The sequence below is a fragment of the Brevibacterium oceani genome (genome assembly GCF_013623835.1).
GTDB lineage: Bacteria > Actinomycetota > Actinomycetes > Actinomycetales > Brevibacteriaceae > Brevibacterium > Brevibacterium oceani.
Genome location: NZ_JABKDE010000001.1, coordinates 168,322 through 194,489 on the forward strand (window position 1 = coordinate 168,322; position 26,168 = coordinate 194,489).

The 26,168-nt window shown below is 66.6% G+C and carries 25 protein-coding genes; 14 read left to right on the top strand and 11 right to left on the bottom strand.

Going from position 1 to position 26,168, the window contains the following annotated elements; genetic code table 11:
* Nucleotide 1: 1 nt before the first annotated feature.
* Nucleotides 2-3,088, bottom strand: coding sequence for an aminopeptidase N (gene pepN, locus HK401_RS00730; RefSeq protein ID WP_181272749.1), 3,087 nt, complete (start codon nucleotides 3,086-3,088; stop codon nucleotides 2-4).
* An 85-nt stretch (nucleotides 3,089-3,173) separates the two neighbouring features.
* Between pepN and HK401_RS00735 the strand changes: the two genes are divergently transcribed.
* Nucleotides 3,174-4,322 (top strand): FUSC family protein, encoded by a 1,149-nt coding sequence (locus HK401_RS00735; protein ID WP_181272750.1) that lies wholly within the window; start codon nucleotides 3,174-3,176, stop codon nucleotides 4,320-4,322.
* Nucleotides 4,323-4,448: 126 nt separating this feature from the next.
* On the opposite strand, the gene HK401_RS00740 is transcribed toward HK401_RS00735, so the two are convergent.
* A complete protein-coding gene (locus HK401_RS00740) occupies nucleotides 4,449-5,138 on the bottom strand; it encodes a helix-turn-helix domain-containing protein (RefSeq protein ID WP_181272751.1) in 690 nt (229 codons plus the stop codon).
* 66 nt (nucleotides 5,139-5,204) lie between these two features.
* Here HK401_RS00740 and HK401_RS00745 point away from each other — a divergent pair, with 66 nt between their 5' ends.
* The 6 genes from HK401_RS00745 (at nucleotide 5,205) to HK401_RS00770 (ending at nucleotide 10,220) form a co-directional block, all read left to right on the top strand.
* Nucleotides 5,205-6,188 carry an AzlC family ABC transporter permease gene (locus HK401_RS00745; RefSeq protein WP_181272752.1) on the top strand — a complete coding sequence of 328 codons (984 nt, stop codon included), beginning with the start codon at nucleotides 5,205-5,207 and terminating at the stop codon, nucleotides 6,186-6,188.
* Nucleotides 6,185-6,733, top strand: coding sequence for an AzlD domain-containing protein (locus HK401_RS00750; protein ID WP_181272753.1), 549 nt, complete (start codon nucleotides 6,185-6,187; stop codon nucleotides 6,731-6,733). Before HK401_RS00745 ends, HK401_RS00750 begins: the two co-directional genes overlap by 4 nt.
* A gap of 133 nt (nucleotides 6,734-6,866) precedes the next feature.
* Nucleotides 6,867-7,178, top strand: coding sequence for a DUF2516 family protein (locus HK401_RS00755; protein ID WP_181272754.1), 312 nt, complete (start codon nucleotides 6,867-6,869; stop codon nucleotides 7,176-7,178).
* A 66-nt stretch (nucleotides 7,179-7,244) separates the two neighbouring features.
* Entirely contained in the window at nucleotides 7,245-8,054 is an 810-nt protein-coding gene (locus tag HK401_RS00760; protein WP_181272755.1) for an alpha/beta fold hydrolase, read from the top strand.
* Nucleotides 8,055-8,074: 20 nt separating this feature from the next.
* Nucleotides 8,075-9,577 carry a glycosyltransferase gene (locus HK401_RS00765; RefSeq protein WP_181272756.1) on the top strand — a complete coding sequence of 501 codons (1,503 nt, stop codon included), beginning with the start codon at nucleotides 8,075-8,077 and terminating at the stop codon, nucleotides 9,575-9,577.
* Between the two features lie 70 nt (nucleotides 9,578-9,647).
* Nucleotides 9,648-10,220, top strand: a complete 573-nt coding sequence (locus HK401_RS00770) for a YbjN domain-containing protein (protein ID WP_181272757.1) — start codon at nucleotides 9,648-9,650, stop codon at nucleotides 10,218-10,220.
* On the opposite strand, the gene HK401_RS00775 is transcribed toward HK401_RS00770, so the two are convergent.
* Entirely contained in the window at nucleotides 10,201-10,854 is a 654-nt protein-coding gene (locus HK401_RS00775; RefSeq protein ID WP_181272758.1) for a GNAT family N-acetyltransferase, read from the bottom strand. The genes HK401_RS00770 and HK401_RS00775 overlap by 20 nt on opposite strands.
* A gap of 66 nt (nucleotides 10,855-10,920) precedes the next feature.
* Nucleotides 10,921-11,958, bottom strand: coding sequence for a bile acid:sodium symporter family protein (locus HK401_RS00780; RefSeq protein ID WP_258233896.1), 1,038 nt, complete (start codon nucleotides 11,956-11,958; stop codon nucleotides 10,921-10,923).
* A 183-nt stretch (nucleotides 11,959-12,141) separates the two neighbouring features.
* Here HK401_RS00780 and HK401_RS00785 point away from each other — a divergent pair, with 183 nt between their 5' ends.
* Complete coding sequence (locus HK401_RS00785; RefSeq protein ID WP_181272759.1) at nucleotides 12,142-12,900, top strand: phosphoglyceromutase; 759 nt, start codon at nucleotides 12,142-12,144, stop codon at nucleotides 12,898-12,900.
* Between the two features lie 137 nt (nucleotides 12,901-13,037).
* On the opposite strand, the gene phoU is transcribed toward HK401_RS00785, so the two are convergent.
* Complete coding sequence (gene phoU, locus HK401_RS00790) at nucleotides 13,038-13,700, bottom strand: phosphate signaling complex protein PhoU (protein WP_181272760.1); 663 nt, start codon at nucleotides 13,698-13,700, stop codon at nucleotides 13,038-13,040.
* Nucleotides 13,701-14,002: 302 nt separating this feature from the next.
* Between phoU and HK401_RS00795 the strand changes: the two genes are divergently transcribed.
* Together HK401_RS00795 and HK401_RS00800 are read left to right on the top strand one after the other, a co-directional pair.
* Nucleotides 14,003-15,412 carry a sensor histidine kinase gene (locus HK401_RS00795; protein ID WP_181273240.1) on the top strand — a complete coding sequence of 470 codons (1,410 nt, stop codon included), beginning with the start codon at nucleotides 14,003-14,005 and terminating at the stop codon, nucleotides 15,410-15,412.
* The gene (locus HK401_RS00800; protein WP_166973834.1) at nucleotides 15,409-16,092 is read left to right on the top strand and encodes a response regulator; all 684 of its coding nucleotides are present in this window, start codon (nucleotides 15,409-15,411) and stop codon (nucleotides 16,090-16,092) included. The genes HK401_RS00795 and HK401_RS00800 overlap by 4 nt, the downstream gene beginning before the upstream one ends.
* A 238-nt stretch (nucleotides 16,093-16,330) precedes the next feature.
* Here the strand turns inward: HK401_RS00800 and HK401_RS00805 are convergent, their stop codons facing one another.
* Entirely contained in the window at nucleotides 16,331-16,933 is a 603-nt protein-coding gene (locus tag HK401_RS00805) for a hypothetical protein (protein ID WP_181272761.1), read from the bottom strand.
* 407 nt (nucleotides 16,934-17,340) lie between these two features.
* Between HK401_RS00805 and HK401_RS00810 the strand changes: the two genes are divergently transcribed.
* From HK401_RS00810 to HK401_RS00825, 4 genes are read left to right on the top strand one after another with little or no spacing between them, the layout of a single operon-like run.
* Nucleotides 17,341-17,823, top strand: a complete 483-nt coding sequence (locus HK401_RS00810; RefSeq protein ID WP_135539215.1) for a CarD family transcriptional regulator — start codon at nucleotides 17,341-17,343, stop codon at nucleotides 17,821-17,823.
* A gap of 14 nt (nucleotides 17,824-17,837) precedes the next feature.
* On the top strand, nucleotides 17,838-18,839 hold the full coding sequence (locus tag HK401_RS20535; RefSeq protein ID WP_309135900.1) for an IspD/TarI family cytidylyltransferase: 1,002 nt from the start codon (nucleotides 17,838-17,840) through the stop codon (nucleotides 18,837-18,839).
* Nucleotides 18,836-19,321, top strand: a complete 486-nt coding sequence (gene ispF / locus HK401_RS00820; RefSeq protein WP_181272762.1) for a 2-C-methyl-D-erythritol 2,4-cyclodiphosphate synthase — start codon at nucleotides 18,836-18,838, stop codon at nucleotides 19,319-19,321. Before HK401_RS20535 ends, ispF begins: the two co-directional genes overlap by 4 nt.
* Nucleotides 19,322-19,363: 42 nt before the next feature.
* Entirely contained in the window at nucleotides 19,364-20,500 is a 1,137-nt protein-coding gene (locus HK401_RS00825) for a hypothetical protein (protein ID WP_181272763.1), read from the top strand.
* A 133-nt stretch (nucleotides 20,501-20,633) separates the two neighbouring features.
* On the opposite strand, the gene HK401_RS00830 is transcribed toward HK401_RS00825, so the two are convergent.
* The 5 genes from HK401_RS00830 to HK401_RS00850 all read right to left on the bottom strand — a co-directional run bounded on the left by HK401_RS00830 (nucleotide 20,634) and on the right by HK401_RS00850 (nucleotide 26,001).
* Complete coding sequence (locus HK401_RS00830; RefSeq protein ID WP_181273242.1) at nucleotides 20,634-21,953, bottom strand: amino acid permease; 1,320 nt, start codon at nucleotides 21,951-21,953, stop codon at nucleotides 20,634-20,636.
* A 253-nt stretch (nucleotides 21,954-22,206) separates the two neighbouring features.
* Nucleotides 22,207-22,878: an MBL fold metallo-hydrolase gene (locus tag HK401_RS00835; protein ID WP_181272764.1), complete on the bottom strand. Its 672-nt coding sequence runs from the start codon at nucleotides 22,876-22,878 to the stop codon at nucleotides 22,207-22,209.
* Nucleotides 22,878-23,969: an S-(hydroxymethyl)mycothiol dehydrogenase gene (locus HK401_RS00840; protein WP_181272765.1), complete on the bottom strand. Its 1,092-nt coding sequence runs from the start codon at nucleotides 23,967-23,969 to the stop codon at nucleotides 22,878-22,880. Before HK401_RS00840 ends, HK401_RS00835 begins: the two co-directional genes overlap by 1 nt.
* A 354-nt stretch (nucleotides 23,970-24,323) precedes the next feature.
* The gene (locus HK401_RS00845) at nucleotides 24,324-24,437 is read right to left on the bottom strand and encodes a methionine/alanine import family NSS transporter small subunit (RefSeq protein ID WP_181272766.1); all 114 of its coding nucleotides are present in this window, start codon (nucleotides 24,435-24,437) and stop codon (nucleotides 24,324-24,326) included.
* Nucleotide 24,438: 1 nt separating this feature from the next.
* Nucleotides 24,439-26,001 (bottom strand): sodium-dependent transporter, encoded by a 1,563-nt coding sequence (locus HK401_RS00850; RefSeq protein ID WP_181272767.1) that lies wholly within the window; start codon nucleotides 25,999-26,001, stop codon nucleotides 24,439-24,441.
* Nucleotides 26,002-26,168 lie beyond the last annotated feature (167 nt).

Below are 26,168 nucleotides of genomic sequence, written 5' to 3' on the forward strand. Positions count from 1 at the left end.
ATCAGTGGCGCGAGCTCTGTGTCGACTTGAGGAAGATCGCGCGGGCCAGATCGTCCCGACGCTCGATGACCAACCGACGCAGAGCCGCTGGAGCCTCAGCATTGGCAGCCAGCCAGGCATCGGTCTTCTCGACGACCGCATCCTCATCGACCGACCACCGCGGGTAGAGACCAAGCACCAGACGGCGAGCGATCTCGATCGAATTGCTCGTCCAGAACCCCAGCAGCCCGTCGAAGTACTCGTCGACATAGTCCTCGATGAGCGGAAGCGCACTCGGTGCGATGAACCCGGAGATGATCGCCGAGAGCACATCATTGCTCAGCGCGCTGGCCTCGCGGATGGCCTCCCACGCCCGAATCTTGACGATGGGCAACGGCAGGGCGGCACTCGCCGTCTCTGCATGGAGCCGACCCGACGAACTCGGATCCGACTGATTCTCCCGCGCGATGTCCGTCTGGTCCGCCCAACCGAGGCACACAAGTGCCGTCAGCGCGTTCCACCGCAGCGCATGATCATTGACGAGACCGCGGAAGGGAAGCGCCGCCGCCGAATGCTCGGCACGACCGACACCGGCTGTCCCGCTCACATCGGCAACACCGCCTGAGTCCGAACCTTCGCCGAGGACCTCCGGATACATCCGGTCGATCTCCTCACCGACCGGCACCGCGAGGATCTGAGTAGCAAAGCTGCGGCCCATCGCCACTGCCGAGCTCCCGGCCGCACACCGCGCCGTCCGCGACGTCAGCGCAAGCACGAGATTCGCCAGATTCAGCTGTGCATCGGAGCCGGACTTCGCCGCTGCCAGAGCATCGAGCGCCGCACCGAGCAGACCACTGATCGCAGCATCGAAATTCCGATCCGCCACCCACTGATCGATACAGGTCAGCGCGGTCTGGCTGAGACCGGCCATGATTCCCGCATGGCTCTCCTTGCCGAGGCTGCGCGCATACGCCGTGAGGTACTTCTGCACAGGCATGAGGCCATCGCGAACCGCGTTGTCCAGCGCCGACCACACCAGCGCCCGCGACAGCGGGTCGGTGATCCGAGACGCCGAGGTGACCGCCGCCTCGATCGAGGCAGGATCGAGCCGCACCCGCGCATAGTCCAGATCGTTGTAGTTGAGCAGCGTGATGACCCCGGCGCTGCGCCCGACGAGCTGCTGCACCTCGGCGGATTCGGTCGCGAAATCGAACCGGAACGTGTCCAAGGGGACGATCGCGCGACCGGACCTGCCGAGCGTGGCGATCTCGATGGTGTGCGGACGCAACAGGGCGGCACCTTCGGCCGAATCGGCCTGCGTGATGGTCGCACGCATGATCGATTCGGACCCCGTCCGTCGCCGAGGTGGCTGAACCTGAGCGCCGGCATCGGCACTCGAGGCGAAGTTCGACCCACTGCCCGAGTCGGAAGGCCGGCCCGCCACCGAGCCCGCGACCGAAGCCACACCACCGCCACCGCCGCCGTCGGCAGTGGCTCGCAGCCGTGCACCCGCGCTCGAAGAGATGCGAACCCCGTTCCCGGTCCCGTACGAAGTGACACCTGTTCCGGCAGCGGTACCCGACGCGGTGCTTGTGACCGCGGCCGTCCCGGACGCGCGACCTGCGCCAGCAGCGCCACCTGCCCCCGCCGCCGACGCGTCAGCGTCGGTCGTCAGATCCAAGGTCAGCTCGGATACGCCCGAGGTGCCCAGCCATGCGCCCGCCCAGTTCGCGATGTCACGGTCGGGAGCCGCCTCGGCGAGGCATTCGAGGAAGTCCGCGAGTTCGGTATTGCCGTACTCGAAGCGCTTGAAGTACAGCCGGGACCCGGCGAAGAACGCCTCCCGGCCGACGAACGCGACGAGCTGCTTGAGCACGGACGCACCCTTGGCATACGTGATGCCGTCGAAGTTGAGCTTCGCGGCCTCGACATCGGGGATGTCGGCGACGATCGGATGCGTCGTCGGATACAGATCCTGCGTGTACGCCCACGCCTTGCGCCGCAGTGCGAACGTCACCCAGCCGTCGGTGAACCGGGTCGCCTCGGCCAGCGCGAGCCCACCCATATAGTCAGCGAAGGACTCCTTGAGCCACAGGTCATCCCACCACTTCATCGTCACGAGATCGCCGAACCACATGTGCGCCATCTCGTGGAGGATGACATTCGCGCGCGACTCGTACTGCGCATCCGTGACCTTGTCACGGAAGATGAGCGAATCCGTGAACGTCACCAGCCCCGGATTCTCCATCGCGCCGAGGTTGTACTCCGGAACGAAGATCTGATCGTACTTGCCCCACGGGTAGGGGTGGTCGAACTCCGCGGTGAAGAAATCGAGTCCGGCCTTCGTGACGCTGAAGATGTCATCCGCATCGAGATGATCGACGAGGCTGGCCCGCGTCCACGCGCCCAACCGGACGACCTCGCCGGTGTTCGGATCCGTCCACGTCTCCGTCGCCCCCTCGTAGGGCCCGGCGGTGATGCAGGTGATGTAGCTCGACTGCTTGAGCGTCGGAGCGAAATGGTGGGTGACGGCGGCGGCACCAGCCGCAGACGATGCACCAGCACCGTGCGCCGCCGGATCCGCGGTGGCGACTGCCGGCTCCTGACCCGTCTCCTCCCGGTTCGACAGCACCTGGAAGTGCGCGGGAGCCGTGACGGAGAAGACGAACTTGGCCTTGAGGTCGGGCTGATCGAAGTTCGCGAACACTCGCCTGGCATCGGTGGGCTCGTACTGCGTATAGAGGTAGACCTTGCCGTCGGCCGGATCGGCGAATCGGTGCAGGCCCTCACCCGAAGTCGAATAGCGGGCGCGAGCCTCGATCGTGAGGGTGTTCTTCCCATCACGGACGGCGAAACTGACACGGGCACCGTCGAACACCTCGGCGGGGTTGAGGCTCTCACCATTGATCTCAACCAGGCTGACGGAATCCGCAATGAGGTCGATGAACGTCGAACCTGCCGAACGAGCCTTGAAATCGACGACAGTGCGGGAGAAGTAGGTCTCGTCCTCGGTCTCGGCGTTGCTGACGTCGATATGGACGGTGTAGGTCTTCACCTTGAGCAGCTGTGTGCGACTCTGCGCTTCGTTCCGGGTGAGATTCGTTGTCATTCAATAGCCTCCTCGGCGCACCGACTTTAGCATGCCACATTTCCGGTACTCTGAGTACAGCAACAGTGAGCGGCAGAGGGGACTGATGGCGGAGAATCGAGTCGGCGAACTGCCACGGCGGGCGGTCCATGTCGCCGGTCACCGCCTCCGCCTCGGGCTCAAGCGACTCTGGGCGAACTCCGGCCAGCTGATCCAGATCCCCATCGCCGCCACCGCCGCCTACGCGTTCTGCGTCTACGTCCTCGGCCATCCCTACCCGTTCCTCGCCGCCGTCGCCTCGGCGGTGGGAATCGGCCCCGTCGCCGATCGCCGCCTCCGTCGGGCACTCGAGATCGGCATCGGCGCGACGTTCGGGGTGCTCGTCGGCGAGCTGCTCGTCAATGTCTACGGCTCCGGCATCTGGCAGCTCGCCGTCACCCTCATCATCGGTCTGATCATCGGCACGATCCTCAACTCCGGCGGCATCTTCATCACCCAGATCGCCGTCCAATCCGTCTATGTCGTCGTGGTTCCGGCGACCGCGTCGAGCTCGCCGTTCCCACGCACCCTTGACGCCCTGGCCGGCTCCGTATGCGCGATCCTCCTGGCCTTCCTCATCCCGCGAGACGCCCGCAAAGCGCCCCGCCGGCTGGCCGCGGACATGCTCGAGGAGATCGATGTCGTCCTCAAGATGATGCGGCGGGCACTTCAGGATTCCGATTCCGCGCTGGCCACTCGTGCCCTCGAGCGCGCCCGCGAGACCCAGGACATCATCGACTCGTGGGGCTCATCGCTGCGGATCTCCCGGGAGGCGGCGAAGATCAACGCCCGGGCCCGTCGTCACGCCGCCGAGGTGACCCGGCTCTCCCGAGCCCACAAGTTCTCCGACCGGGCGATGCGCACCATCCGCGTGATCGCCCGCCGGGTCGTGGGCATCACCGAGCTCGACGTCGACAAGCCCGTCATCGCCGATTACGTCGGATCGTTGGCCGACGGTGCGAAGAAGCTCGAGATCGCCCTGCGCAGAGGAACCGACCGATCCCTCGCCGAGGCGGCGCTGTCCGAGGCCGCGAGCACGCTGGATCCGCGGGCGAAGCCCGATTGGGACATCCACGACGAATCCCTCGTCCTGCTGCTCCGCACCGTCGCCGTCGACCTCCTCCAGGCTGCGGGCCTGACGAGGGAAGAAGCCCAGTCACGGATGCCGCCGCTGGACGGCGGCGCAGGCAGCGGCGACGGGCCGGTCGCAGAATAGGGGCCCGGCTGCTCGGCTGCTTCGGGCGATTCGTGAGCTGCAGTCGACCACGCGGCGGCTCTCGACAGCGCGGCTGCATACGATGACGCGGCTGCAGTCGACGACGCGGCTGCTCTCGGCTGAGCCTCAGCTGCTTTCGACGACGAAGACGGCGTTCGTGCTCGGTTTCAGTGCCGTGAAGCGATGCGGCTGGTCGCCGGGATGCGTGAGGTAGTCGCCGACGCCGAGTTCGAAGGACTGCCCGAGGACGTCGATGCGCGCCGCCCCGCTGCCGAGGATGACGTGTTCGATCGTCCCCTGCGGATGCGGCTGCGACATCCGCGGCTCACCCGGTTCTGCCTGGATGAAGTAGATGTCACGTCGGGCGTTCGTCGGCGAAGGCGAGAGCAGGGTGGCCACATAGTTCGCCGTCGTCGAGGGCAGGCTCGGCATGTCGCCGACATGCTGGAGGGCCACCTCGTGGGGCGGAGGGTCGAGCAGACGCGCCAGCGGGATGTCGAGAGCGGCGGCAAGCGCCCACATCGTCTCAAGGCTGGGATTGCCGCTACCCGTCTCGAGCCCGGACATCGTCGACTTGCCGATGCCTGCCCGTCGGGCGACCTCGGACAGGGACAGGCCCGCACGCAGCCGCTCGCGCTTGAGCGCTGCGGCGATCTGCTCGCTGGGGGACAGGGCAGAGCCGGATGTGGCGGCGGAGTCCGGATCGGAGCTGGAGTCCGGTTCGGCACTGGAGTCCGCGCTCGGATCTGCCTGGGTGTCGACCAGCGGATCGGCCTGTGAATCGGCCTGTGAATCGGGCTGAGGTTGAGAACTCATGTGTTCAGCATACCGGCAATGTCGTTCGGGTTGACGAACGATTACGCGAGGTGCAGTGTATAGAACATGAGTTCACTATTTCGCACGGTTGGGAATGTGCTGCCCGGTCGCCGGCGGTCGCAGGAGGGTAAGCGCCCGACCGAGCGCGTGCTTCCGGGATCGACCTACCGTGCCATCGCCATCGTGACCGTGACGATCATTGCGGTCGCGCTGTCCTATGGTGCGATCTCGGCGGTCTCGGGCTTCGCCTGGTGGCAGACGCTGCTGCTGGCGATGTTCGCCCTCGGCGGTGCCGCCGAGTTCACCTTCGTCGGCGTCATCGCCGCCGGCGGTGCTCCGATCCTCGCGGTGCTCGCCGGGCTGCTCGTCAACTCCCGGAACTTCGCCTTCGGCGTCGCCGTCGGCCCCTTCTTCCCCCAGGACTGGCGAGCGCTCATCGCCGCCCACTGGATCAACGACGAATCCACCGCGCTCTCACGCACCGGGCACAACGACCGCGCGCGCTGGCACGCCTTCCTCCTCATGGGTGCGGCCATCGCCATCATGTGGCCCAGCGGTTCCATGCTCGGCCAATGGCTGGGCAACGTCATCGACGCCGATCTCCTCGGCCTCGACGCCGCCTTCCCGATCATCCTCTTCTGCCTCATCCGAGGCGACCTGAAGAACCGTGCCACCCTGTCGCTGACCCTCGTCGGCGTCCTCATCGCAGTGCTCCTCACCCCTGTGCTGCCGCTGGGGCTGGGTGCGGTGACCTCGCTGTCCGTGTTCGTCTTCGTCGCGGCAGGCCGGGCGGTGCGCTCGCTGATCCGCCTGCGCCGAACCGCAGACCATCGCCGAGGCGGGGGTGCGGCCACAGCCGAGAGCGAAGGCGCCGACCCCGTCGCAAGCGGAGGCAGCGTCGAAAGCGGAGGCGGCGCCGAAAGCGGAGGTTCCGACCCCGCCGAGAGCGAAAGTGTCGACGTCTCGAGGGCTGGAACCTCACATCCACAGAAATCGGACCGTACACGGAACTCGGACCGACCCATCAACGCAGGAGAGGGGCGACGATGAGCGCCGGGAGCTTCCTCATCGCCCTCGTGGCGCTGAGCATCGGAACCTACCTCATGCGCTTCGCCGGAGTGAAGCTCGGCGGCGCCATCGCCACGAAGGGCCGGCGCCGTCAGCCGGTGACCAGCGGTTCCGCGGGTGCCACCTCGGCGGGAGCAGGCACTGTAGGCACCACCTCGGCGGGAGCCGGCGATGCAGGCATCACCTCGCCGGTGGCGACCGAATCAGGCACCTCCCCGGCGGTGGCGACCGAATCAAGCGCCACCTCGGCGACCGACGGCTCCGCCGACGCCACCTCGGCGGGGGAGGGCGATTCGGGTGCCTCGACCGAGCGCGTGACGATGTGGATGGATCGTGCGACGGTCGTGCTCATCGGCGCCGTGTTCGCCACGACGGCGATCTTCGACGGCCAGGACCTCGCCGATCCGGCCCGCCTCATCGGCGTCGGGGTCGGCGTGCTCGCTGCGATCGTCCGTGTCCCGATGCTCCTCGCCGTGGTCATCGGCATGGGCGTGTGCGCGCTCATCCGCACGACCGGCATCCTCTGAGGGACCGCACGACGGCGTCCGCTGAGTGCCACGACGGGCATCCTCTGAGAGCGCGGTGAGTCGAGGGTGGGCAAATGCCCAGGATCAGTCGTGCGAACCTGACCGAGCGGTCGGTGCTTGCTAGGCTGGGGGAATGGAATACATTGCGGGCTTTCAGAGTCTCGTCTTTCTCGCGCTGACGGTGGCCGCCTTCGTCGTGCAGCTGTGGGCGTTCATCGACTGTCTCCGCTTCAAAGACGAGAACTACCGTGCCGTGGACAAGCAGAGCAAGAAGTTCTGGGTCATCCTCCTCGGCGTCGGACTCGCGCTCGCGCTCATCGCACTCCCGCCGATGGGAATGTGCATGATCTTCCTCAACATCATCGCCCTCGTCGCCGGCATCGTCTACCTCACCGACGTCCGCCCGAAGGTCAGGGCCGTCGACCCGCGCTACCGCAACCGCTGAGGCCCGTCACCTGATGAGCACACCCCGCACCATGTCCGCGCTGCACTCCAGGACCGCGCGCACCGCATGAGCGACGACCTCAACCTTCCCGGTCCCGATACCGGCTACATCGCGACCTTCGGCTCCGGCCGACCGCACACCCTCTTCAGCCACGGCTTCGCCGGCGCTGTCCGCGACACCCGCCCCTTCGGCACCGGCGTCTCCGGCGCCCGCCATTTCCTTCACCTGCCCGGCCACGGCGGCCGACCCTCACCCGGCCCCGGATGGACCTACCCGCAGATCGCCGAGGCGCTCGCCGAGGCCCTGCGCACCACCTCGGCGACGCGGGCCCTCGGGGTATCGATGTCCGCCGGCGGTCTGCTCCACCTGCTCAGCACAGCCCACCCGGCGATCGCGAATCTCGAGAAGCTCGCCCTCGTCCTCCCCGCCTCCTTCACCGGATTCCCCGCCGAGGTGACCGCCGCCAACCGCTCCTACCTCGAGCGACTGCGCCGACTGGTTGCCGATGAGGACGTCGACGGCATCGTCGATCTCATGCTCTCCCGCGAACCCGCCGAGGTGGCCGAGATGCTCCCAGCGCGAGCATGGACGAAGGCGAAGGCGGAGAACCTCGTCCACACGGACATGTCCGACGGGCTCGGCCTCGCCCTCGAGATCGCCGTCGACGACACAGCCGAAGCCGCAGAGAACCTGCGGACCTTCCCCGGCGAGGTCCTCATCCTCACCCACGAGGACGACCCGGCCCATCCCGTCCCCATCGCCGAGGCGATCCACCGAGCCATCCCGAACTCCCGCCTCGAGGTGCTCCCGGCCGGGTCGATCCTGTGGCGCGGACGCCACGAGGTGCGCCGCATCCTCGGCGAATTCTTCGCCTAGGCGTTGGCTAGACTGTCCCCGTGCGCATCTCCGTCCTCTCCCTCCATACGTCACCCGCCGCTCAACCCGGCCAGGGCGACGCCGGAGGAATGAACGTCTACGTCGATCAGTCGGTGCGCGCCCTCGCCGAGGCGGGGCACATGGTCGACGTCTTCACCGCCGATCCCGGCGGGCTGGATGGAACCGGGCATGCTGGGAGCAATGCGGGAACCGGGGACGATCACGGCACCGGAGGTCGCGACGGCTCCCGGATGGAGATCGCCGAGTCCATCACCCTCCACCACCTGCCGACCGCTGCAACGACGAAGGACGAACTCGCCGACGCCATCGACGAGCTCGCGCGCCTGCTCAACGACCACTCGGACTTCCGCGCCGCCGAGTTCATCTGGGCCCACTATTGGATCTCCGCCGAGGCGGCCCTGCGCGCCCGTGAGATCACCGGGGACACTCGCGGCACAGTTCCCAGTGCAGGCCCCGAATCCGCATCCGTCGCCGGGTTCACCTCCGGTTCCGAGATCGCATCTGCGTCCGGGGACGCACCCATCGCCGTGAGCATGCACACGATCGGCGCGGTGAAGAACCGCGACTCAGAGACCAGCCACGAACGACCCCAGCGCCTGCAGGCCGAGGAGCGGATCGCCGCAGAGGCCGACCTCCTCGTCGCCGGCACCCCGGTCGAGCGGCGAGACCTCATCAGCGAAGTCGGCGCCGAACCGGATTCGGTCGTCATCGCCCGACCCGGCGTCGACCACACCCTCTACCGGCCCGGTGAGAAGACCGCTGCCCGGGACCGACTCGGTTTCGACACCGACGAAGCGATCGTCCTCTACGTCGGGCGTATGCAGTTCATCAAGGGCACCGACGTCGCCGTCGACGCCCTGGCCGAACTGCGCGAGCGCGACCCGCACCTGGCCTCCCGAACCCGAGGAATCCTCCTCGGCGCAGCCTCCGGTGTCGACCCCAAAGCGACGGGCGGCGGTGACGTGCCCGCGACGGTCTCCTCGTCGTATCTGCGCGATCTCACCTCCGCCATCGCCGCAGAACCCAGCGTCGAGGTGCGGCTGCCCGTGCCAGCGCACGTCCTCGTCGACTACTACCGTGCCGCGGATGTGCTCATCGTGCCCTCCCGCAGCGAATCCTTCGGCCTCGTCGCCGCCGAAGCCGCAGCATCCGGACTGCCCGCGATCGCCTCGGCGGTGGGCGGACTGCCGGAGATCGTCGAGCACGGCCATTCGGGACTGCTCATCGCCGACCACAATCCGCGCCACTGGGCGACGGCGATCGAGACTCTGGTGCGCGACGGCGAGCTGCGTCGCGAACTCGGCGTCCACGCCGTGGGCCGCGCCGAACGCTTCGACTGGGGACGCACCGTCGTCGCCGTCCTCGATGCCCTCCCGGACTCTGGCTCCGCGGCATCCGACTCTGCGGTTGCTGACTCGGCGGTTGCTGACTCGGCGGTTGCCGACGAAGCGCAAGCAGGTGCGGGAGTACGCTCGCGATCCGCGGCGCTCGGAGCGTGCTGAAGGACTTCGCCGCCTGCTGAAGGACTAGAGTCGGCGGTGAGCACGAGAGTCGAACGAAAGGCGTGAGAGCATGAGCACCGACACCGAGGCGATCCTCACCGGCGTGCGCACGTGGGCCGAGAGCAACGATGTGCCCGTCGACTCCGTCGAGGACTCCGAGATCGTCGTCACCCTGCCGGGCGAGAAGAAGCTGAAGACGAACGTCGCCATCAGCGTCTTCGCCCGCACCGCCCACCTGCAGGCCTTCGTCATCCGCCACCCCGACGAGAATGCGGCCGAGTTCAATAGGTGGCTGCTGCAGAAGAATCTCAAGCCCGGGCCTGTCGCGTTCGCGATCGACAGCCTCGGCGACGTCTATCTGCGCGCCAGCGTGCCCAGGGAGCACCTGCTCGCCGAACTCGACGGGCTGCTCGGAGCCATGCTCCAGGCTGCCGATTCCTCGTTCAACGAACTCCTCCTCATCGGATTCCTCACCGGAATGAAGCGGGAATGGGCCTGGCGCGTCAGCCGCGGAGAATCGACGCGCAACCTCGCCGCGTTCGAGAAGGAACTCAGCGGTGATGACAACGAATTCCTCGGCACCTTCACCGAAGGTGAGAAGGTCGGTGAGGGGAGCCCACCGCTCAGCCAAGAGGGAGTTTGAGACCCTCGTGGCTGGCGACATAGCCGAGGCGAGCGTAGAAGCGCTGCGCATCGGCGCGTGACTTGTCGGTCGTCAGCTGCGCGAGTCCGGCTCCCAAGCGACGACCGCAGTCATGCGCCCATTCGAAGACCGCGGTGCCGAGGCCGATCCCCTGTGCGGCGGCACCGATCCGCACCGCCTCGATCTGCAGGCGCAGAGTCCCGCGGCGCGACAGGCTCGGCACGAGGCTGAGCTGAAGGGTGCCGACGATACGGCCATCCGCATCGGGTGCGTCTGTGGTGTGCTCGTCGGCAGCACTGCCTTCGACGACGGAGACGAGCAGCTGATTCGGGTCGTCCGCGATGAGCGCGAACGCCTCGGCGTAGGCAGTCGAATCGTCAGCGACGGACGCGGCTGACGGATCGCCGGCTATGTTGCCGGCATCGGCGCTGCCCTCGCGAGTACCCGGGACGGCTTCGGCAACATCGGCGCTGCCCTCGCGGGCGGCACCGAGCACATCATCACGCAGCAGCGCGACGAGGGCGGGCAGATCGGATCCGACCGCGCGGCGGATCGTGAAGCGTCGTCGCTTCACTTCGATCGATTCGCCGGCGAAGGACTCGAATCCTCTGCCCGGAGCCGCCTCGGCGCTCATCGGCCTGTCATCATCGGTCGGCGCTCAACGGCCTGTGATGATCGGTCGGTGCCCAACGTTCGGTGCTCATCGGTCCGCACCGCCGTCAGCGGATGCGCCTACGGAGACGCGCTCGGGCGCATCGACCGCAGGCTTGCCGTACGGGCGGCGAGCGAAGATCGAGGCGAGCAGCGCACCGGAGACGTTGTGCCACACACTGAAGACCGCACCCGGCAGAGCAGTCAGCGGCGAGAAGTACGTAGTCGCCAGGGTCGAAGCCAGCCCGGAGTTCTGGAGGCCGACCTCGAAGGACAGGGCCCTGCGCGTCGGAGTATCGAGGCGACAGGCCGTCGCCACTCCGTAGCCGACAGCCAGTCCGAGCACATTGTGAGTGACGACGGCCAGCAGCACGAGCACACCGGCCGTGGCGATGGACCCGGCCGAACCGGCCACGACGATCGAGACGATGTAGGCGATGGCGATCGACGCCAGCCACGGCAGCACCGGGGCGATCGCATCGACGACCTTGGAGACGAAGACGCGGACGAGGACTCCGACGATGACAGGCACGAGCACCGTCTGGCAGATCGAGACGAACATCGACCCGAACGGCACATCCATGTACGAACCGGCCAGCCACAGGGTCAGCAGCGGGGTGAGCACAGGAGCGAGCAGCGTCGACAGGGTGGTGATCGACACCGACAGTGCCGTGTCACCCTTGGCCAGATAGGTGACCACGTTCGACGCGGTGCCCCCGGGAGCACAGCCGACGAGGATGACGCCGACGGCGATCTCGGCGGGCAGGTCGTACACAGTGACGACGAGGAGGCCGAGCAGCGGCATCGCGACGAACTGGGTGACGACGCCGAGCACGGCGACCCAGGGGCGTTTGGCGATGCGTGCAAAGTCCGGAAGCGTCAGCGTCAGCCCCATGAAGAACATGACCACACCGAGAGCCCATGTGATCGTCGGGGCCAGAGGGGTGAAGGCATCGGGCAGGAGGAACCCGAGCACGCCGGCGATGACGACGAGCACGGGCAGGGCCGTGACGGCGATGATCGAACTGCGGTCGGCAGTGGGAGCGTCTGCGCTCGCGGATCTTGGAGGCGTCGGTGTGTCTGACATGAGGTCAGACTACTCCGCTTGTATTGCGATGCGAGACATTCTGTCGAATATTGAGATTTCGAACGGTGGCGACCGAAGAGCGAATCTGGCGCCCCACTTGTCACCGGGCTGGACGACTGCTTCCGTCTCACTCAGATGGCGGTCGCGAGAGACCGCCCGGACCGGTCGTGCAAAAATGGTGCCATGACGTATAACCTCATCCTGCTGCGCCACGGCGAGAGCGAATGGAACCAGAAGAATCTGTTCACCGGGTGGGTCGACGTGCCCCTCACCGACAAGGGCCGCGCCGAGGGCCAGCGCGCCGGAGAGCTGCTGCGCGAGAGGGACCTCATCCCCGACGTTGTGCACACCTCCCGTCTCAAGCGAGCGATCCTCACCGCGAACATCGCCCTCGAGGCCGCCGACCTCTCTTGGCTCGACGTCCACCGCAGCTGGCGGCTCAACGAGCGCCACTACGGCGCTCTGCAGGGCAAGAACAAGAAGGAGATCCGCGAGGAGTTCGGCGAAGAGCAGTTCATGACCTGGCGCCGGTCCTTCGACACCCCGCCGCCTGCGTTGGCCGACAGCTCCGAGTTCTCGCAGGCCGGTGAGGCACGGTACGCCAACCTCGGCGATTCGCTGCCCCGCACCGAGTGCCTCGCCGACGTCATCGACCGCCTCCTGCCGTACTGGTATGACGTCCTCGTCCCCGAGCTCACCGTCGGCAAGACCGTGCTCGTCGCCGCCCACGGCAACTCGCTGCGTGCATTGGTCAAGCACCTCGACGGCATCTCCGATGCCGACATCACGGGACTGAACATCCCCACCGGCATCCCGCTGCACTACGAGCTGACCGAGGACTTCACTCCGGTCCGGCCCGGAGGCACCTACCTCGACCCCGACGCCGCCGCCGACGCGATCGGCCAGGTCGCGAACCAGGGGCGCAGAGCCCGGCTGCAATAGCAGCAGTTGCAGCGACAACGACGATCGCCGAGGTGGGAGAACCACCTCGGCGATCGTCGTCCGGGCGTCCTGCCGGCGCCTCAGTTCTGGAAGACTGCCGCACTTCTCAGAGTGTGCCTCGCTTCTGCGGGCCTGCCTCACTTCTTCGACAGGTACGGCTCCCAGTTGCCGGTGAGCAGGTATTCGACCTTCTGCGAGACCGAGACCGCGTGGTCGCCGAAGCGCTCGTAGTAGCGCGAGAGCAGGGTGACGTCGGCGATGTGGCGCGGGGCCAGCGATCCTGCGGGAGCCTCGGCGAGCTTCGCGAAGACGCTGAGGTGGAGCTCATCGAGCTCCTCATCGATCGCGTTGATCGTGGGCACAGCGGACAGGCCGGGATTCGACAGCAGCCGCTGCGTCGCCTCGGCGATCTTCTCTCCGGACTCACCCATGCGGGCGAAGGTCGTCTCGAAGGTCTCGGGAATCGCCGATTCGGGGTAGCGGATGCGCACCTGCTGGGCGATGTGTCGGGCGAGGTCGCCCATCCGCTCGAGAGAGGCGGACATCCGCAGCGAGCCGATCACGGCGCGCAGGTCGGCGGCGACGGGGGCCTGCAGGGCGAGCATCTCCGCGGCCTGCTGATCGAGGGTGAACTGCATGTTGTCGATCACGGCATCGGCCTCGATGACCTGTTCGGCCAGTTCGAGGTCATTGGACCGCAGCGCCTGATTCGCCAGCCGAATCGCTTCGAGCGCCTTGGTGGACATGCCGACCAGCTGGGTGGCCAGATCGTCCAGTTCGTTCTTGAAGACTTCGCGCATTGACGGCTCTTCCTTACTCTCGATCGTGCGAGGGGGTTCATCGGGGTGACTGCTGGTGCGCGCATCCGGTCCTCGGTCTTTCATGAACCGGAAGTCCGTTCATGGACAGGCAATCCGGTCACGGACCGGTGAACCGGTCGGCGGCCGAGGGCGGGGGAGCGCAGGCACACAGACGTCAGCTTCGCACGGACGGATGAACGTCGCCTGTCGGGAAGGTGAATTCCTCGGCAAATGGGCCCATGCAAGGTGAATTCGGTGCGCCGGGACGGTGGAGTGCACCTAAGCTTGAGGTTGTGGATCTCTTGGTAGTGGCGGTCCTGACCGGCGTCGTCGGCCTGGGCCTCGGCATAGCGGGCATTCTGGCGTTCCGATTCAGCGAACGCTCCCGCGATGCTGCCGATCTGCATTCCGAGGACGACCTTCCCGAAGGCATCGCCGAGGTGCTCGCCGTCCTCTCGTCGGCCGCGATCGTCATCGACGCCGGCGACGATGTCGTCAAAGCCTCCCCGGCCGCGTATACGTTCGGCCTGGTCAGAGGTCATTCGCTCGCCTCGCCCGAGATGCTGCGCGTCGTCGGCCGAGTGCGCGCCCGGGGCCTCATCGAGGAGATCGACCTCGAACAGAAGCGCGAGAACTCCGATTCCGTGCTCCGCTTCCTCCACTCCCGCGTCGCACCGCTGGGCACCTCCTTCGTCCTCGTCCTCTGCGACGACCAGACCGAATCCAAGCGCGTCGACGCCGTCCGCCGCGATTTCGTCGCCAACGTCTCGCACGAGCTCAAGACCCCCATCGGAGCGATGGCCCTCCTCGCCGAGGCGGTCACCGACTTCGCCGACGATCCCGCCGCGGTCGAACGCTTCGGCGGACGTATGCAGCGTGAGTCGAAGCGACTGACCCAGCTCGTCCAGGAGATCATCGACCTCTCCCGCGTCCAGGATCACGCCGCCCCCGCGACCACGGAGAAGATCTCCGCCGCCGAGGTGGTCGACGATGCCGCCGACCGTGCCCGCACGCGCGCCGAAGGCAAGAACATCCACATCGAGATCTCCCCGCCGTCGGATCTGCTCATCGAGGGCAACTACGAGCTCCTCGTCAATGCGGTGCGCAATCTCATCGACAATGCCATCAACTACTCACCCGACGGCACCCGCGTCGGCGTCGGCGTCGATCTCGTCGACGAACGCGTCGAGATCGCCGTCACCGACCAGGGCATCGGCATGTCCGCCCAGGACACCGAGCGGGTCTTCGAACGCTTCTACCGCGTCGACCCGGCGCGGTCGAGGATCACCGGCGGCACAGGACTGGGCCTGAGCATCGTCAAGCACATCATCGCCACCCACGGCGGTGAGGTCCGCGTCTGGAGTCAGCTCGGCAAGGGATCGACCTTCACGATCGTGCTGCCCCTGGCAGGCACTGCCCCCGACCACGCCGCCAGCGATTCGGCCCCCGACGGGGTGCTCATCGAGCACTCCGCAGACCCGGCACCGGCAGCGGTCGCGGCCGGGGAACCTGAGGAGGGCGCGGATTCGAACGGCGTTGCAGACTCGGCGGGCGCCGCCTCGGCGAGTGAGAACGACGTCGACGATGACGGTGCAGAGGACAACGCGCCTTCCGCCGGTGATAATGGAGACGGCGACGTCGCCCGGGCCGACCGTGACGGCTCGACTGATGAACTGACCGATGAAAGCGAACAAAGGAAGCTCACAACGTGACTCGTATTCTGCTTGTCGAGGATGAGGATTCGTTCTCGGACCCGCTGTCGTACCTGCTCGGGAAGGAAGGATACGAGGTGACGGTCGCCGATGACGGGCTGAAGGCTCTCGCGGAATTCGACCGCAGCGGCGCCGACCTGGTCCTCCTCGATCTCATGCTGCCCGGCGTCTCCGGCACCGAGGTGTGCCGTGAGCTGCGGGCGAAGTCGAACGTGCCGATCATCATGCTCACGGCAAAGGACTCGGAGATCGACAAGGTCGTGGGGCTCGAACTCGGCGCCGACGACTACGTGACGAAGCCCTACTCCTCACGTGAGCTGCTCGCCCGGGTGCGTGCGGTGCTGCGGCGCAACGTCGAATCCGACGGATTCGAGGACGAGTCCGTGCTCGAGGCCGGGGGAGTGCGCATAGACGTCGAACGCCACGTCGTGTCCGTGCGCGGCGAAGAGCTGTCCATGCCGCTCAAGGAGTTCGAACTACTCGAGATTCTGGTGCGCAACTCCGGGCGTGTGATGACCCGCGGTCAGCTCATCGACCGCATCTGGGGCGAGGACTACGTGGGTGACACGAAGACCCTCGACGTCCACGTCAAGCGCCTGCGCGCGAAGGTCGAGGAGAACCCTTCGGAGCCGCGACTGCTCACGACCGTCCGCGGGCTCGGATACAAGTTCGAAGCCTGAGGTCCTCTCCACTGCAGGAGGTGCGGGGTTCGGGGCCGGTCTGCAGGGCAGGAGGTTCGGGGTCCCGGGCCGGTCTGCAGGGCGGAACTCGCGGACCGGCCGCGGCTCGCGGGCGCGGTCTCACGGGTGCGGTCGGCCCGGAACGGCAGTGAATGCGAAAGGAGCCGCTCACATCATGTGAGCGGCTCCTTTCATCTGGTTCGCCTGAGTCGCCTGCTTCGGCAGGCGGTCGGGCAGATCAGCCGTTGGCCGTTGCGCCTTCGGTCGCGGTGCCCTCATCGGAGGACGTCGTCTCGTCGGATGACGCGGCACCTTCGGATGAGGTCGCATCGTCGCTGGGCACGCTCGACGGCGACTCGGTCGGCACGTACTCCTCGTAGTAGGGCAGGGAGTCCGAGAGCACCTGGGTGCGGATCGTCTTCTCTTCGCCGCCGACCGTGACGGTGATGTCGACGAGGTCGCCGGGCTGAGCGTCGAGCTTGTCGACCGTGACGACGTCCTTGGACGTGGTCTCGGGACTCTTCGGATCCTGGACGAAGGTCTCGCCGGCCTTGACGGATTCGTCTACGGTGGTGCCCGAGGCCTCGATCGTCACATCGGCAGTGGAGTCGCCTTTGTTGAGGAGGGTGAAGAACAGCTGCGCCGGGCCTTCGCCCTTCTCATCCATAATGAGCATCAGTCCGCGGACCTCGACGTCACCGACCGTGCCAGAGGCGCCGTCGCCGCCGTTGTAGTGGTATTCCGCGGTCTGGTGGGGAGACAGCAGGCTTGCACATCCGCTGACGGGGATAACGAGAGCGAGTGCGGCAACGGCGAGGGCCGCGCGGTTGTGCCGTTTCATTATGCTCCTTGAAGTGGCAATACAAGATCAGTCTGTATACTACCCGGTTTTTGACCTGCTGTAGAACCGGGCCCGATCCGCAGGTGAAGTCCGCGACCGGTCGCCATGGGCGGGGCGTGGCCGGTGGCAGTCGGGAGGTTCGGGGTGTCGCTCGGGAGGTTCTGCAGGTTCGCGCGTGTCGTGAGTTCATACGAAGTTCATTCCTCGTCGCAGACGGGGAATCGTCGGCGAATCCCGCAGGTGCGACAGGACAACCGATGCCGACGTCCCCGCTGGCGAGGCGGTTGAGTGGCCCCCTCGGTCGAGGATGAGGGGCGGAGCCTAGCATGAAGAATCATTACCCTGAGCGATTTCTGTGGCGCGCCTCATGGTAAACTGGGATTCCGCGAAAGGGGTTTGAAGAGAATATGAGTTTCCAGGTCGGCGACACTGTTGTCTATCCACATCACGGTGCAGCGACAATCCAAGAAATCAAGAAGCGATCCATCAAGGGTGAGGAGAAACTGTATCTCAAGCTCCAGGTTGCCCACGGCGACCTAGTGATCGAGGTGCCGGCCGAGAACTGCGACCTCGTCGGTGTGCGAGACGTCGTCGGTGAGGAAGGCGTGGAAAAGGTCTTCAACGTCCTCCGCGCGGAATTCGTCGAGGAGCCCGCCAACTGGTCCCGCCGCTACAAGGCGAATCTTGAGAAGCTGCAGTCCGGCGATGTCATCAAGGTCGCCGAGGTCGTTCGTGACCTCTGGCGTCGCGAGCAGGACCGCGGCCTGTCGACCGGCGAGAAGCGCATGCTCTCCAAGGCACGTCAGATCCTCGTCTCCGAACTCGCCCTGGCCGAGAAGAAGGAAGAGTCCGAGGCAGAGGCCCTGCTGGACGAAGTGCTCGCATCCTGAGCACCTGTGTCATCATCCCGGCCGCGGGGTCGGGCTCTCGTCTGGGCGGCGGAGAGCCGAAGGCCTTCGCCCATATCCACGGGCGGAGCCTTCTGGTTCGCAGCCTCGAGACGATCATCTCCTCGGGAGTCGCCACCACAGTCGTGGTGGCCGCTCCCGAGGATTTTCTTTTGCGTGCACGTGAGGAAATCGACTCGGTAACCGAGCGCATGAATACCTCTATTCCAATCACAGCCGTAGCAGGTGGAAAAGACCGCACTGATTCGGTGCAAATCGCCTTGAAACATGTCAGTAATGCTGAGGTCGTGCTCGTCCATGACGCGGCGAGGTGCCTGACCCCGCCCGATGTGTTCCGTCGCGTGCATGCCGCGGTGCTCTCCGGCGCCGAGGCTGTCGTCCCCGTTCTGCCCATGATCGATACCGTCCGGCGGGCAGTTGTTCACCCCGCGACGGGATCGAGCACGACCGCCGGCGATGACACGGGTGTGGATCGCACTTCCGACGGCATTGTTCGGTCGATCCGCCGCGATTCTGTCGCCGAAACCACGGTGGATCGACCAAACAATTCTGATCCGGCAGCGGTTGTGGGAACCGCCGGGCCCTACGCTGTGGTGCGCGGAGATCTCGATCGGGCACACCTGCGACGGGTCCAGACCCCGCAGGGATTCCGCGCTATGACTCTGCTGCGCGCCTACGAACATCATGGGACCGACGATGTTGTGACTGCCGAGGGCGAGGAATCGGGCGAGGACCTCGACGCGGTGCGCGCGGCCGTCCCCACCGACGATGCCGGCCTCGTTGAGCGTCTGGGCATCGAGGTCGTCGCCGTCGCCGGTGACGAAGAGGCACTGAAGATCACCTATCCGCTCGACCGCATCCTCGGCGAACACCTTGCACGATTGAGAGACGCGGGCACTGACTCTGGGCGTTCTGGAAGCTCTGGGAGTTCCGAAAGCATTGGAAGCTCGAGGAACGGTGAGATCTCGGGGAGCGGGACAGAAGGAGACCCACGATGAGCACGATGATTCCGCGCACCGGCATCGGTGTCGATGTGCACGCGTTCTCCGTCGATGCCGAGCGCGAGCTGTGGGTTGCGGGTCTGCTGTGGCCGGGAGAACGCGGACTCGAGGGGCATTCGGATTCCGACGTGGCGGCCCATGCCTGCTGCGATGCGCTGTTCTCCGCTGCCGGCCTCGGTGACCTCGGTGAGCACTTCGGGGTGGATCGTCCGGAGCTCGCCGGTGCCTCGGGTGCCGACCTCCTCAGCGAGGCGGCCCGCATCGTCCGCGACCACGGCTTCGAGGTCGGCAGCATCGCGGTCCAAGTCATCGGCAACCGACCGAAGATCGGCTCCCGCCGCACAGAAGCCCAGCAGATCCTCTCCGCCTCCGCAGGCGCCCCGGTCTCGGTGTCGGGGACGACGACAGACGGACTCGGGCTGACCGGCCGAGGCGAGGGGATCGCTGCCATCGCCTCTGCACTTGTCTACGAGAACTGAGACACGAGCCTTGAGAGACCCGAACAGAGAGGCAGGCGCACGATGAGAATCCTCTTCCAAGGAGCCGGAGCCATCGGCCTCGCCGGAGCCGCGCTGTTCACCGATGCCCACGAGGTTGCGGTCGTGTCTCGTAGGCCGGCCGCGCGGCCGCGAGCGGCCTATCCGCGCCGAGTGAGTGTCATCGATCCGAGCGGTGATCAGCGCCCGATCGGACCCGGCAACGGCAGTTCCGGCGACGGCGAGCCCGATGACAGTGAACCCGGGGACGGCGAGCCCGGCAACGGCAGTTCAGGCGACGGCAGTTCAGGCGACGGCAGGCCCGTCAACGACAGGTCCGGTGCGCAGCCCCGTGCACATGCGGATGGCGACACCTCTGTCGAGGCTTCATCCGGCTGGGCGATGACGCGGGTGGCGGCGACGAGGAGGGTGACGGTCACCGATTGGGACCGGGCGCGGGAAGCCGGGCGGTGGGACCTCATCGTCCTCTCCACCCGTCCGCGTGACCTCGACCCGACGGTCGCCTCGGCGATTCGTCAGACCTGCGCCCCCGTCATCGCGATCACCAGCCAGGTCGATGGCGACCTGGACCGGGCGCGGACGCAGTTCCCCGACGCCGAGGTGGCCGTCTTCGGTCCTGCGTTCGTGTCCGAACGCGTCGCCGACGGCGACGCCGCGACCGGGCACGAAGTGCGCTATTGGGCCCCGCCAGCCGCGCCGAGGTTCCTCGTCAGCGGACGGCGCGAGACAGTGAAACGACTGGTCCGTGAGCTCGGCCGACTCGTCATGCCGGTGCCGCACTCCGCGATCGCGCTGCCGCCGACAGTGTTCATCCCCTACGTCGCGGAACTGAGCATCCGCGGCGGCTCCTGGGTTCAGCTGAAGTCGCACCTGAATCGTCCGGCGAGGGCCGCCGCCGAGGCGGTGCGGGCACGCAGCAGACTGCCCCTTCCCCTGTCTGCATCGGTGGCGAAGGCCGTATCGGCGCCGGTCGCCCGGGCCGTGCTCGAGGCGATGGAGGCGGTGCTTCCCATCGACGTCACCACCTACGCCGGTCGGCACTTCGGCCGTCACGTCGGGCAGACTCGGGACATGCTCTCGGGTTGGGCGGCAGGTGCCTCGGCAACGACGGCTCTGCGGGAGCAGATCGCCGCGCTTGACGCCGCGGTTGCTGTCGACTGAGCCTGTGGCTGAGCCTGGTCGGATTCGGTCTGGCTCAGCTCTGCCAGGTCCAACTCAATCTGGCTCAGCCCAGCCTGAACCGGCTCAGCCCAGTCCAGTGTGGCCCAGCCCTGCCTGACCCAGCCCGACCGGCTCAGGCCCTCGCAGCGGGTCGGCGCTTGGTGACGATGAGGCCGACGAGGTAGAGCGCGACGATGAAGACGAGCGTCCCGATGATCTGGAAGCGCACGGACGCGACGGTGAGACCGAGGCCGATGATCACGGCGATGCCGGCGAGCGTGACATACGACAGCCACGGGTAGCCCCACATCCGCAGTGGCAGGGGGTCCCCGGCCGCCTGGGCGCGGCGACGCAGCACGATCTGCGAGACCAAAGTCGCGACCCAGGTGACGATGAGCGTGGAGCCGACGATGTTGAGCAGGACTCCGAGCACCTCGGCGGCCCAGAAGTAATTGAGCGCCGCAGCCACGAAGCCGAACGCCGAGGTTGCGAGCACGGCGGGAACGGGCACGCCGCGTCGGGTCGTGCGACCGAGCCCGCGGGGCAGCATGGACCGCTGCGACATCGAGAACGCCATCCGGGAGGCACCGTAGATGTTCGCGTTCATCGATGACAGCAGGGCGATGACGATGACGGCGGCGAGCAGGGAGGCGACGAACGGCAGGCCCGCCGTCTGCAGGACAGCGACGAAGGGGGACGCGCCGAGGCGGTCGTCCGTCCACGGCAGAACGAGGACGATGATCGCCACCGAACCGATGTAGAGGAACAGGATGCGCCACACGATGGTCTTGATCGCCTGGCTCACGCTGCGCTCGGGGTTCGCGGTCTCGGCGGCGGCGACCGCAACGATCTCGATGCCGCCGAAGGCGAAAGCGACGACGAGCAGTCCGGCTGCGATGCCCGAGATCCCGGTGGGCATGAACCCGTCTGAGAAGATCTGCGCGGGCGGTTCGGCCGGAGTCCAGCCGAGGAGATAGGCGATTCCGAGGACGAGGAAGAGCACGACGAAGGCGACCTTGAGCAGTGAGAACCAGAACTCGAACTCACCGAAGCTGCCTGAAGTGGTGAGGTTGATGGCCGTGAAGACGAGCATGATCGCCAGGGCGATGACCCACTGCGGGACCGCGGGAACGTAGGAGGCGGCGATCTGCGCGGCGGCGGTGGCCTCGGCGGCGACGACGAGGCACAGCTGCACCCACCACAGGGCACCGACGGCGAACGCGGCGGCAGGCCCCATCGCCTTGCCCGCGTAGTGGGAGAACGCTCCGGGATTCGGATCCGCGGCGACGAGTTCGCCGAGGGCGCGCATAACGAAGATGACGATGAGGCCGGCGACGACATAGGACACGAGGACCGCTGGGCCGGCCGCCTGCACGCCGGCCCCGGAACCGACGAAGAGGCCGGCGCCGATCGCCGAGCCGAGGCTCATCATCACCAGGTGGCGGGGCTTCATCCCCACCTTGAGGCCGGTGGCGTTTGCGGAGGTGTCGGAGGCGCCGCGAGCCGAGGCGGATGACGCGTCGGAGGGCTGTTGTGAGAGTGAATCGGGCACCCGTCGAGTGTAGCCGTCGGCAGTGCAGAAGATGCATGCTGGGTGCTCTTGAAAGGGAGGTCAGCGGCCGCCGCAACTCCACCGAAAACGACGCGGCCCCGGTTCGCTATGAACCGGGGGCCGCGAGTCGGGTGGAGATGTTCAGGCAGGACGATCAGTGCCCGCGCCTGATCCACTCCTCGAGGCTCGGACGCTCGGCCCCGATCGAGGTCGCATCGCCGTGCCCGGTGAGCACGACAGTCGCCTCGGGGAGTTCGAAGAGCACGTCGCGGATCGACTCGATGATCGTCTCGAAGCTCGAGTACGACCGACCGGTCGCGCCGGGACCGCCGTTGAACAGCGTGTCACCGGAGAACAGCACCGGACCGACCGCGCGACCGGCACCGGCCGTGGCTGGTGCGGGCAGGCCGGTCTCGACGAAGAAGCACGTCGAACCGGGGGAGTGGCCCGGAGTGTGCAGCGCCTTGAGTCGGATACCGCCGACGGTCCACGTATCGCCGTCGGCGATCTGACCGTCGGGGCGGTAGCTGTCATAGGTCATGTCCCACAGGACATAGTCATCGGGATTGAGGTAGACGGTGGGATTGCCCACCCGCTGTGCGAAGTCGCGGACGACTCCCACATGGTCATCGTGACCGTGCGTGAGCAGAACGGCCTTGACCTCTCTCGATCCGACCGCCTCGGCGATGGCATCGATGTCGTGGGCGGGATCGATGACGATGACCTCGGAATCGTCGCCGATGATCCACACATTGTTGTCCACGTTGTGGGTCTCCCCGTCGAGGGAGAACGTCCCGGAGGTGACGAGATGGTCGATGGACGTCATCAGAGTTCCACCACCGACCGCAGGACCTTGCCCTGGCCCATCTTCTCGAACGCCGCCTCGACGTCGCCGAGCCCGATGCGCTCGGTGACGAACTTCTCCAGCGGGAATCGTCCCTGCTGGTAGAGGTCGACGAGCATCGGGAAGTCCCGGTCGGGCAGGCAGTCGCCGTACCACGAGGACTTCAGCTTGCCGCCGCGGCCGAACACGTCCAGCAGCGGCACGGTCAGCTCCATCTCCGGGGTGGGCACGCCGACGAGGACGACGGTGCCGGCGAGGTCGCGGCCGTAGAAGGCCTGCCGCCAGGTCGCGGGAAGTCCGACGGCGTCGATGACGACATCGGCGCCGAATCCGCCCGTGCGCTCCTGGATCGCGGCGACGACCTCGTCCTCGCTCATGCCCTTGGTACTCACGGTGGCCGTGGCGCCGAGGTCCTTTGCCCATTCGAGCTTCTTCTCGTCGATGTCGAGCGCAATGATCGTTCCCGCGCCGGCCAGAGCCGAACCGGCGATCGCTGCGCAGCCGACGCCGCCGGCGCCGATGACAGCCACGGTCTTGCCGCGGGTGACCTCACCGGTGTTGATGGCGGCGCCGATGCCGGCCATCATTCCGCAGCCGAGCAGGCCGACGACGGCCGGATCGGACTCGGGGACCTTCGTGCATTGGCCGGCGGCGACGAGGGTCTTCTCGGCGAAGGAGCCGATGCCGAGTGCGGCCTCGAGCTCGGTGCCGTCGGGCAGGGTCATCTTCTGCGAAGCATTGTGTGTGGCGAAGCAGTACCAGGGCTCGCCGCGCTTGCACGCACGGCATTCGCCGCAGATGGCGCGCCAGTTGAGGATGACGAAGTCTCCGACCTCGACGTTGGTGACTCCCTCACCGACCTCGGAGACGACTCCGGCTGATTCGTGGCCGAGCAGGAACGGGTAGTCGTCGCTGATGCCGCCTTCGCGGTAGTGGAAATCGGTGTGGCAGACGCCGCACGACTTCACATCGACGATGACCTCGCCCGGTCCCGGATCCGGGATGACGATGTCGGTGAGTTCGACCGGGGCTCCCCTGCTGCGGGAGATGACGCCCTTGACAGTCTGTGGCATTGCGTCTCCTTTGTGTCTTCCTTCGCGGGTGTCCTGGCTTCGGCAGCGGACATCCGCAGAAGCCGACGCCCGAAGTGGACCGAGTGCACCCCTGGTCGGGGAGCTCACAGCCCCACCTTAACCAAGCCGCTGGCTGTCGACCAGCGGCGATTCGCGAGTGAGACGCGAGGGCCCGAGTGAGCGGGACCCGAGTGAGGAGAGCGGCCTGCCGCGGACTGCGAAGACCAGCTGGGCACGCACGACGAAGGCGGCCCGATGCATGGTGCATCGGGCCGCCTCGGTGGGGGTCGCCTCGGCGAGGGTCACCCGGTGTGGATCACCGGACGGAATCGCCGTCCGGGGCACCGGGTGAGTTCACTCGGCGGTCTCCTCATCGGGATGCTTGCGCAGGTGCAGGATCGCAGCGCCCAAGCCGCCCCACACGGTGACCATGGCGATGATCATCATGACGATTGCTGAGGTACCCATGTCAGACTCCCTTGGTTTCGTTGCGGAGGTTCTCTGCGGCCACGGAATCGGCGATCGCCGCCTCCGCCTCGTCGATCGTCTGCTTCGGCCATCTGATGAGTGTGAGAACGATCGAGGCCACGACCAGCAGCCCGATCATGCCCCAGCCCATGACGCCGGTGAGCAGTGTCGGATAGTCCTCGTAGCCCTCGGTGGTGTACGTGATGATCTGCGTGATGAGCATGTAGGCGAGGACCAGGGCGGTGACACCGCCGAGGATGATCATCCAGAACCAGCCGACCTTGAAGCTCGAGATCGCATTGAGGTGATCGCGCAGCACCGGCAGCTTGCGGGCGAACCAGCCGACGACGATGAGAGCCACGACAGCGGCACCGACGATGCCGATGTTGTTCGCCCAGGCGTCGACGGTGTCGAGGACGTAGAGGCCGGTGACGGTGGGCATGAGCAGGATCGAGATGACCGCCATGGCACCGCCGACGAGGACGGTCGAGGTCTTGTTGCCGAGGCGGAACTTGTCCCGCAGTGCTTGGATCGGCACTTGGACGATCGAGATCAGCGAGGTCAGCCCGGCGAAGACGAGGCAGGCGAAGAAGGCGAAGCCGAACAGTCCGCCGCCGGGCATTTCGGAGATCAGCGTCGGGAAGGCCATGAACGCCAGCCCGATGCCGGAATCGGCGACCTCGGAGACCTGGGTGCCCTGAGCCGCGGCCATGAAGCCGAGCGCTGCGAAGACGCCGATGCCGGCGAGGATCTCGAACGCGGAGTTCGAGAAGCCGACGACGAGCCCCGAACCGGTGAGGTTCGTCTTCTTCTTCAGGTACGAGGCGTAGGTGATCATGATGCCGAATGCGATCGACAGCGAGAAGAAGATCTGCCCATAGGCCGCGATCCACACCGTCGGATCCGTCAGTGCTCCGAAGTCAGGAGTGAACAGCGCATTGAGGCCCTCGGCCGCACCCGGCAGGAACAGGGCTCGGATGACGAGAGCGAGGAAGAGGACGACGAGCAGCGGGATGAAGATCTTCGAGAACCCGGCGATGCCGTTCTGGACGCCCATGAGCAGGATGCCGATGGTGATGACCCAGACGAGGATGACGGGGATGAGCACGCCGGGGACGAACTCCATCGAGATTCCCGGGTCGGAGAGCTTGAGGAATTCGCCGGTGAAGAACGTGGTGGCGTCGTCTCCCCATGCCTGATTGAGGGAGAAGAACATATAGCAGCCGGCCCAGCCGATGATGGCCGCATAGTAGATGCCGATGACGAAGGCGACCCCGGTCTGGAACCAGCCGATGGGTTCGGCGACCTTCGAGGCCATGCGGAACGACAGGGGTGCCGAACCGCGTGAGCGGTGGCCCATCGCGTAGTCGAAGAACAGCAGCGGGATGCCCGCCGTCAGCAGTGCGACGAGATAGGGGATGATGAAGGCGCCGCCGCCGTTGTCGTAGGTGACGTAGGGGAAGCGCCAGATGTTGCCGAGGCCGACCGCCGAGCCGATGGCAGCGAAGATGAACGCGCCGCGGGTGGCGAAGACCTCCCTCTGGGGTGATGTCTTGGGAGACATGGTGTCCTTTCTTGGTCGGTCGCGGGGATTCGAGACCGAGTTCAGCCCCCGCAGTCTCGTCTGTGAGACCGGCGGGCTCGCGCGGAGTCCGGAATGCGAGAATGCCTCTCGCATCGGTCTGCTGTGCTTGCGTCCACTTTACTGGGAATTCGCTGTGCGATGTGCGG

Coding starts and splice junctions, on each gene's coding strand:
- pepN (WP_181272749.1), bottom strand. CDS start 3,088: ATGACAACGAATCTCACCCGGAACGAAGCGCAGAGTCGCACACAGCTG.
- HK401_RS00735 (WP_181272750.1), top strand. CDS start 3,174: ATGGCGGAGAATCGAGTCGGCGAACTGCCACGGCGGGCGGTCCATGTC.
- HK401_RS00740 (WP_181272751.1), bottom strand. CDS start 5,138: ATGAGTTCTCAACCTCAGCCCGATTCACAGGCCGATTCACAGGCCGAT.
- HK401_RS00745 (WP_181272752.1), top strand. CDS start 5,205: ATGAGTTCACTATTTCGCACGGTTGGGAATGTGCTGCCCGGTCGCCGG.
- HK401_RS00750 (WP_181272753.1), top strand. CDS start 6,185: ATGAGCGCCGGGAGCTTCCTCATCGCCCTCGTGGCGCTGAGCATCGGA.
- HK401_RS00755 (WP_181272754.1), top strand. CDS start 6,867: ATGGAATACATTGCGGGCTTTCAGAGTCTCGTCTTTCTCGCGCTGACG.
- HK401_RS00760 (WP_181272755.1), top strand. CDS start 7,245: ATGAGCGACGACCTCAACCTTCCCGGTCCCGATACCGGCTACATCGCG.
- HK401_RS00770 (WP_181272757.1), top strand. CDS start 9,648: ATGAGCACCGACACCGAGGCGATCCTCACCGGCGTGCGCACGTGGGCC.
- HK401_RS00775 (WP_181272758.1), bottom strand. CDS start 10,854: ATGAGCGCCGAGGCGGCTCCGGGCAGAGGATTCGAGTCCTTCGCCGGC.
- HK401_RS00780 (WP_258233896.1), bottom strand. CDS start 11,958: ATGTCAGACACACCGACGCCTCCAAGATCCGCGAGCGCAGACGCTCCC.
- HK401_RS00785 (WP_181272759.1), top strand. CDS start 12,142: ATGACGTATAACCTCATCCTGCTGCGCCACGGCGAGAGCGAATGGAAC.
- phoU (WP_181272760.1), bottom strand. CDS start 13,700: ATGCGCGAAGTCTTCAAGAACGAACTGGACGATCTGGCCACCCAGCTG.
- HK401_RS00805 (WP_181272761.1), bottom strand. CDS start 16,933: ATGAAACGGCACAACCGCGCGGCCCTCGCCGTTGCCGCACTCGCTCTC.
- HK401_RS00810 (WP_135539215.1), top strand. CDS start 17,341: ATGAGTTTCCAGGTCGGCGACACTGTTGTCTATCCACATCACGGTGCA.
- ispF (WP_181272762.1), top strand. CDS start 18,836: ATGAGCACGATGATTCCGCGCACCGGCATCGGTGTCGATGTGCACGCG.
- HK401_RS00825 (WP_181272763.1), top strand. CDS start 19,364: ATGAGAATCCTCTTCCAAGGAGCCGGAGCCATCGGCCTCGCCGGAGCC.
- HK401_RS00830 (WP_181273242.1), bottom strand. CDS start 21,953: ATGAAGCCCCGCCACCTGGTGATGATGAGCCTCGGCTCGGCGATCGGC.
- HK401_RS00835 (WP_181272764.1), bottom strand. CDS start 22,878: ATGACGTCCATCGACCATCTCGTCACCTCCGGGACGTTCTCCCTCGAC.
- HK401_RS00840 (WP_181272765.1), bottom strand. CDS start 23,969: ATGCCACAGACTGTCAAGGGCGTCATCTCCCGCAGCAGGGGAGCCCCG.
- HK401_RS00845 (WP_181272766.1), bottom strand. CDS start 24,437: ATGGGTACCTCAGCAATCGTCATGATGATCATCGCCATGGTCACCGTG.
- HK401_RS00850 (WP_181272767.1), bottom strand. CDS start 26,001: ATGTCTCCCAAGACATCACCCCAGAGGGAGGTCTTCGCCACCCGCGGC.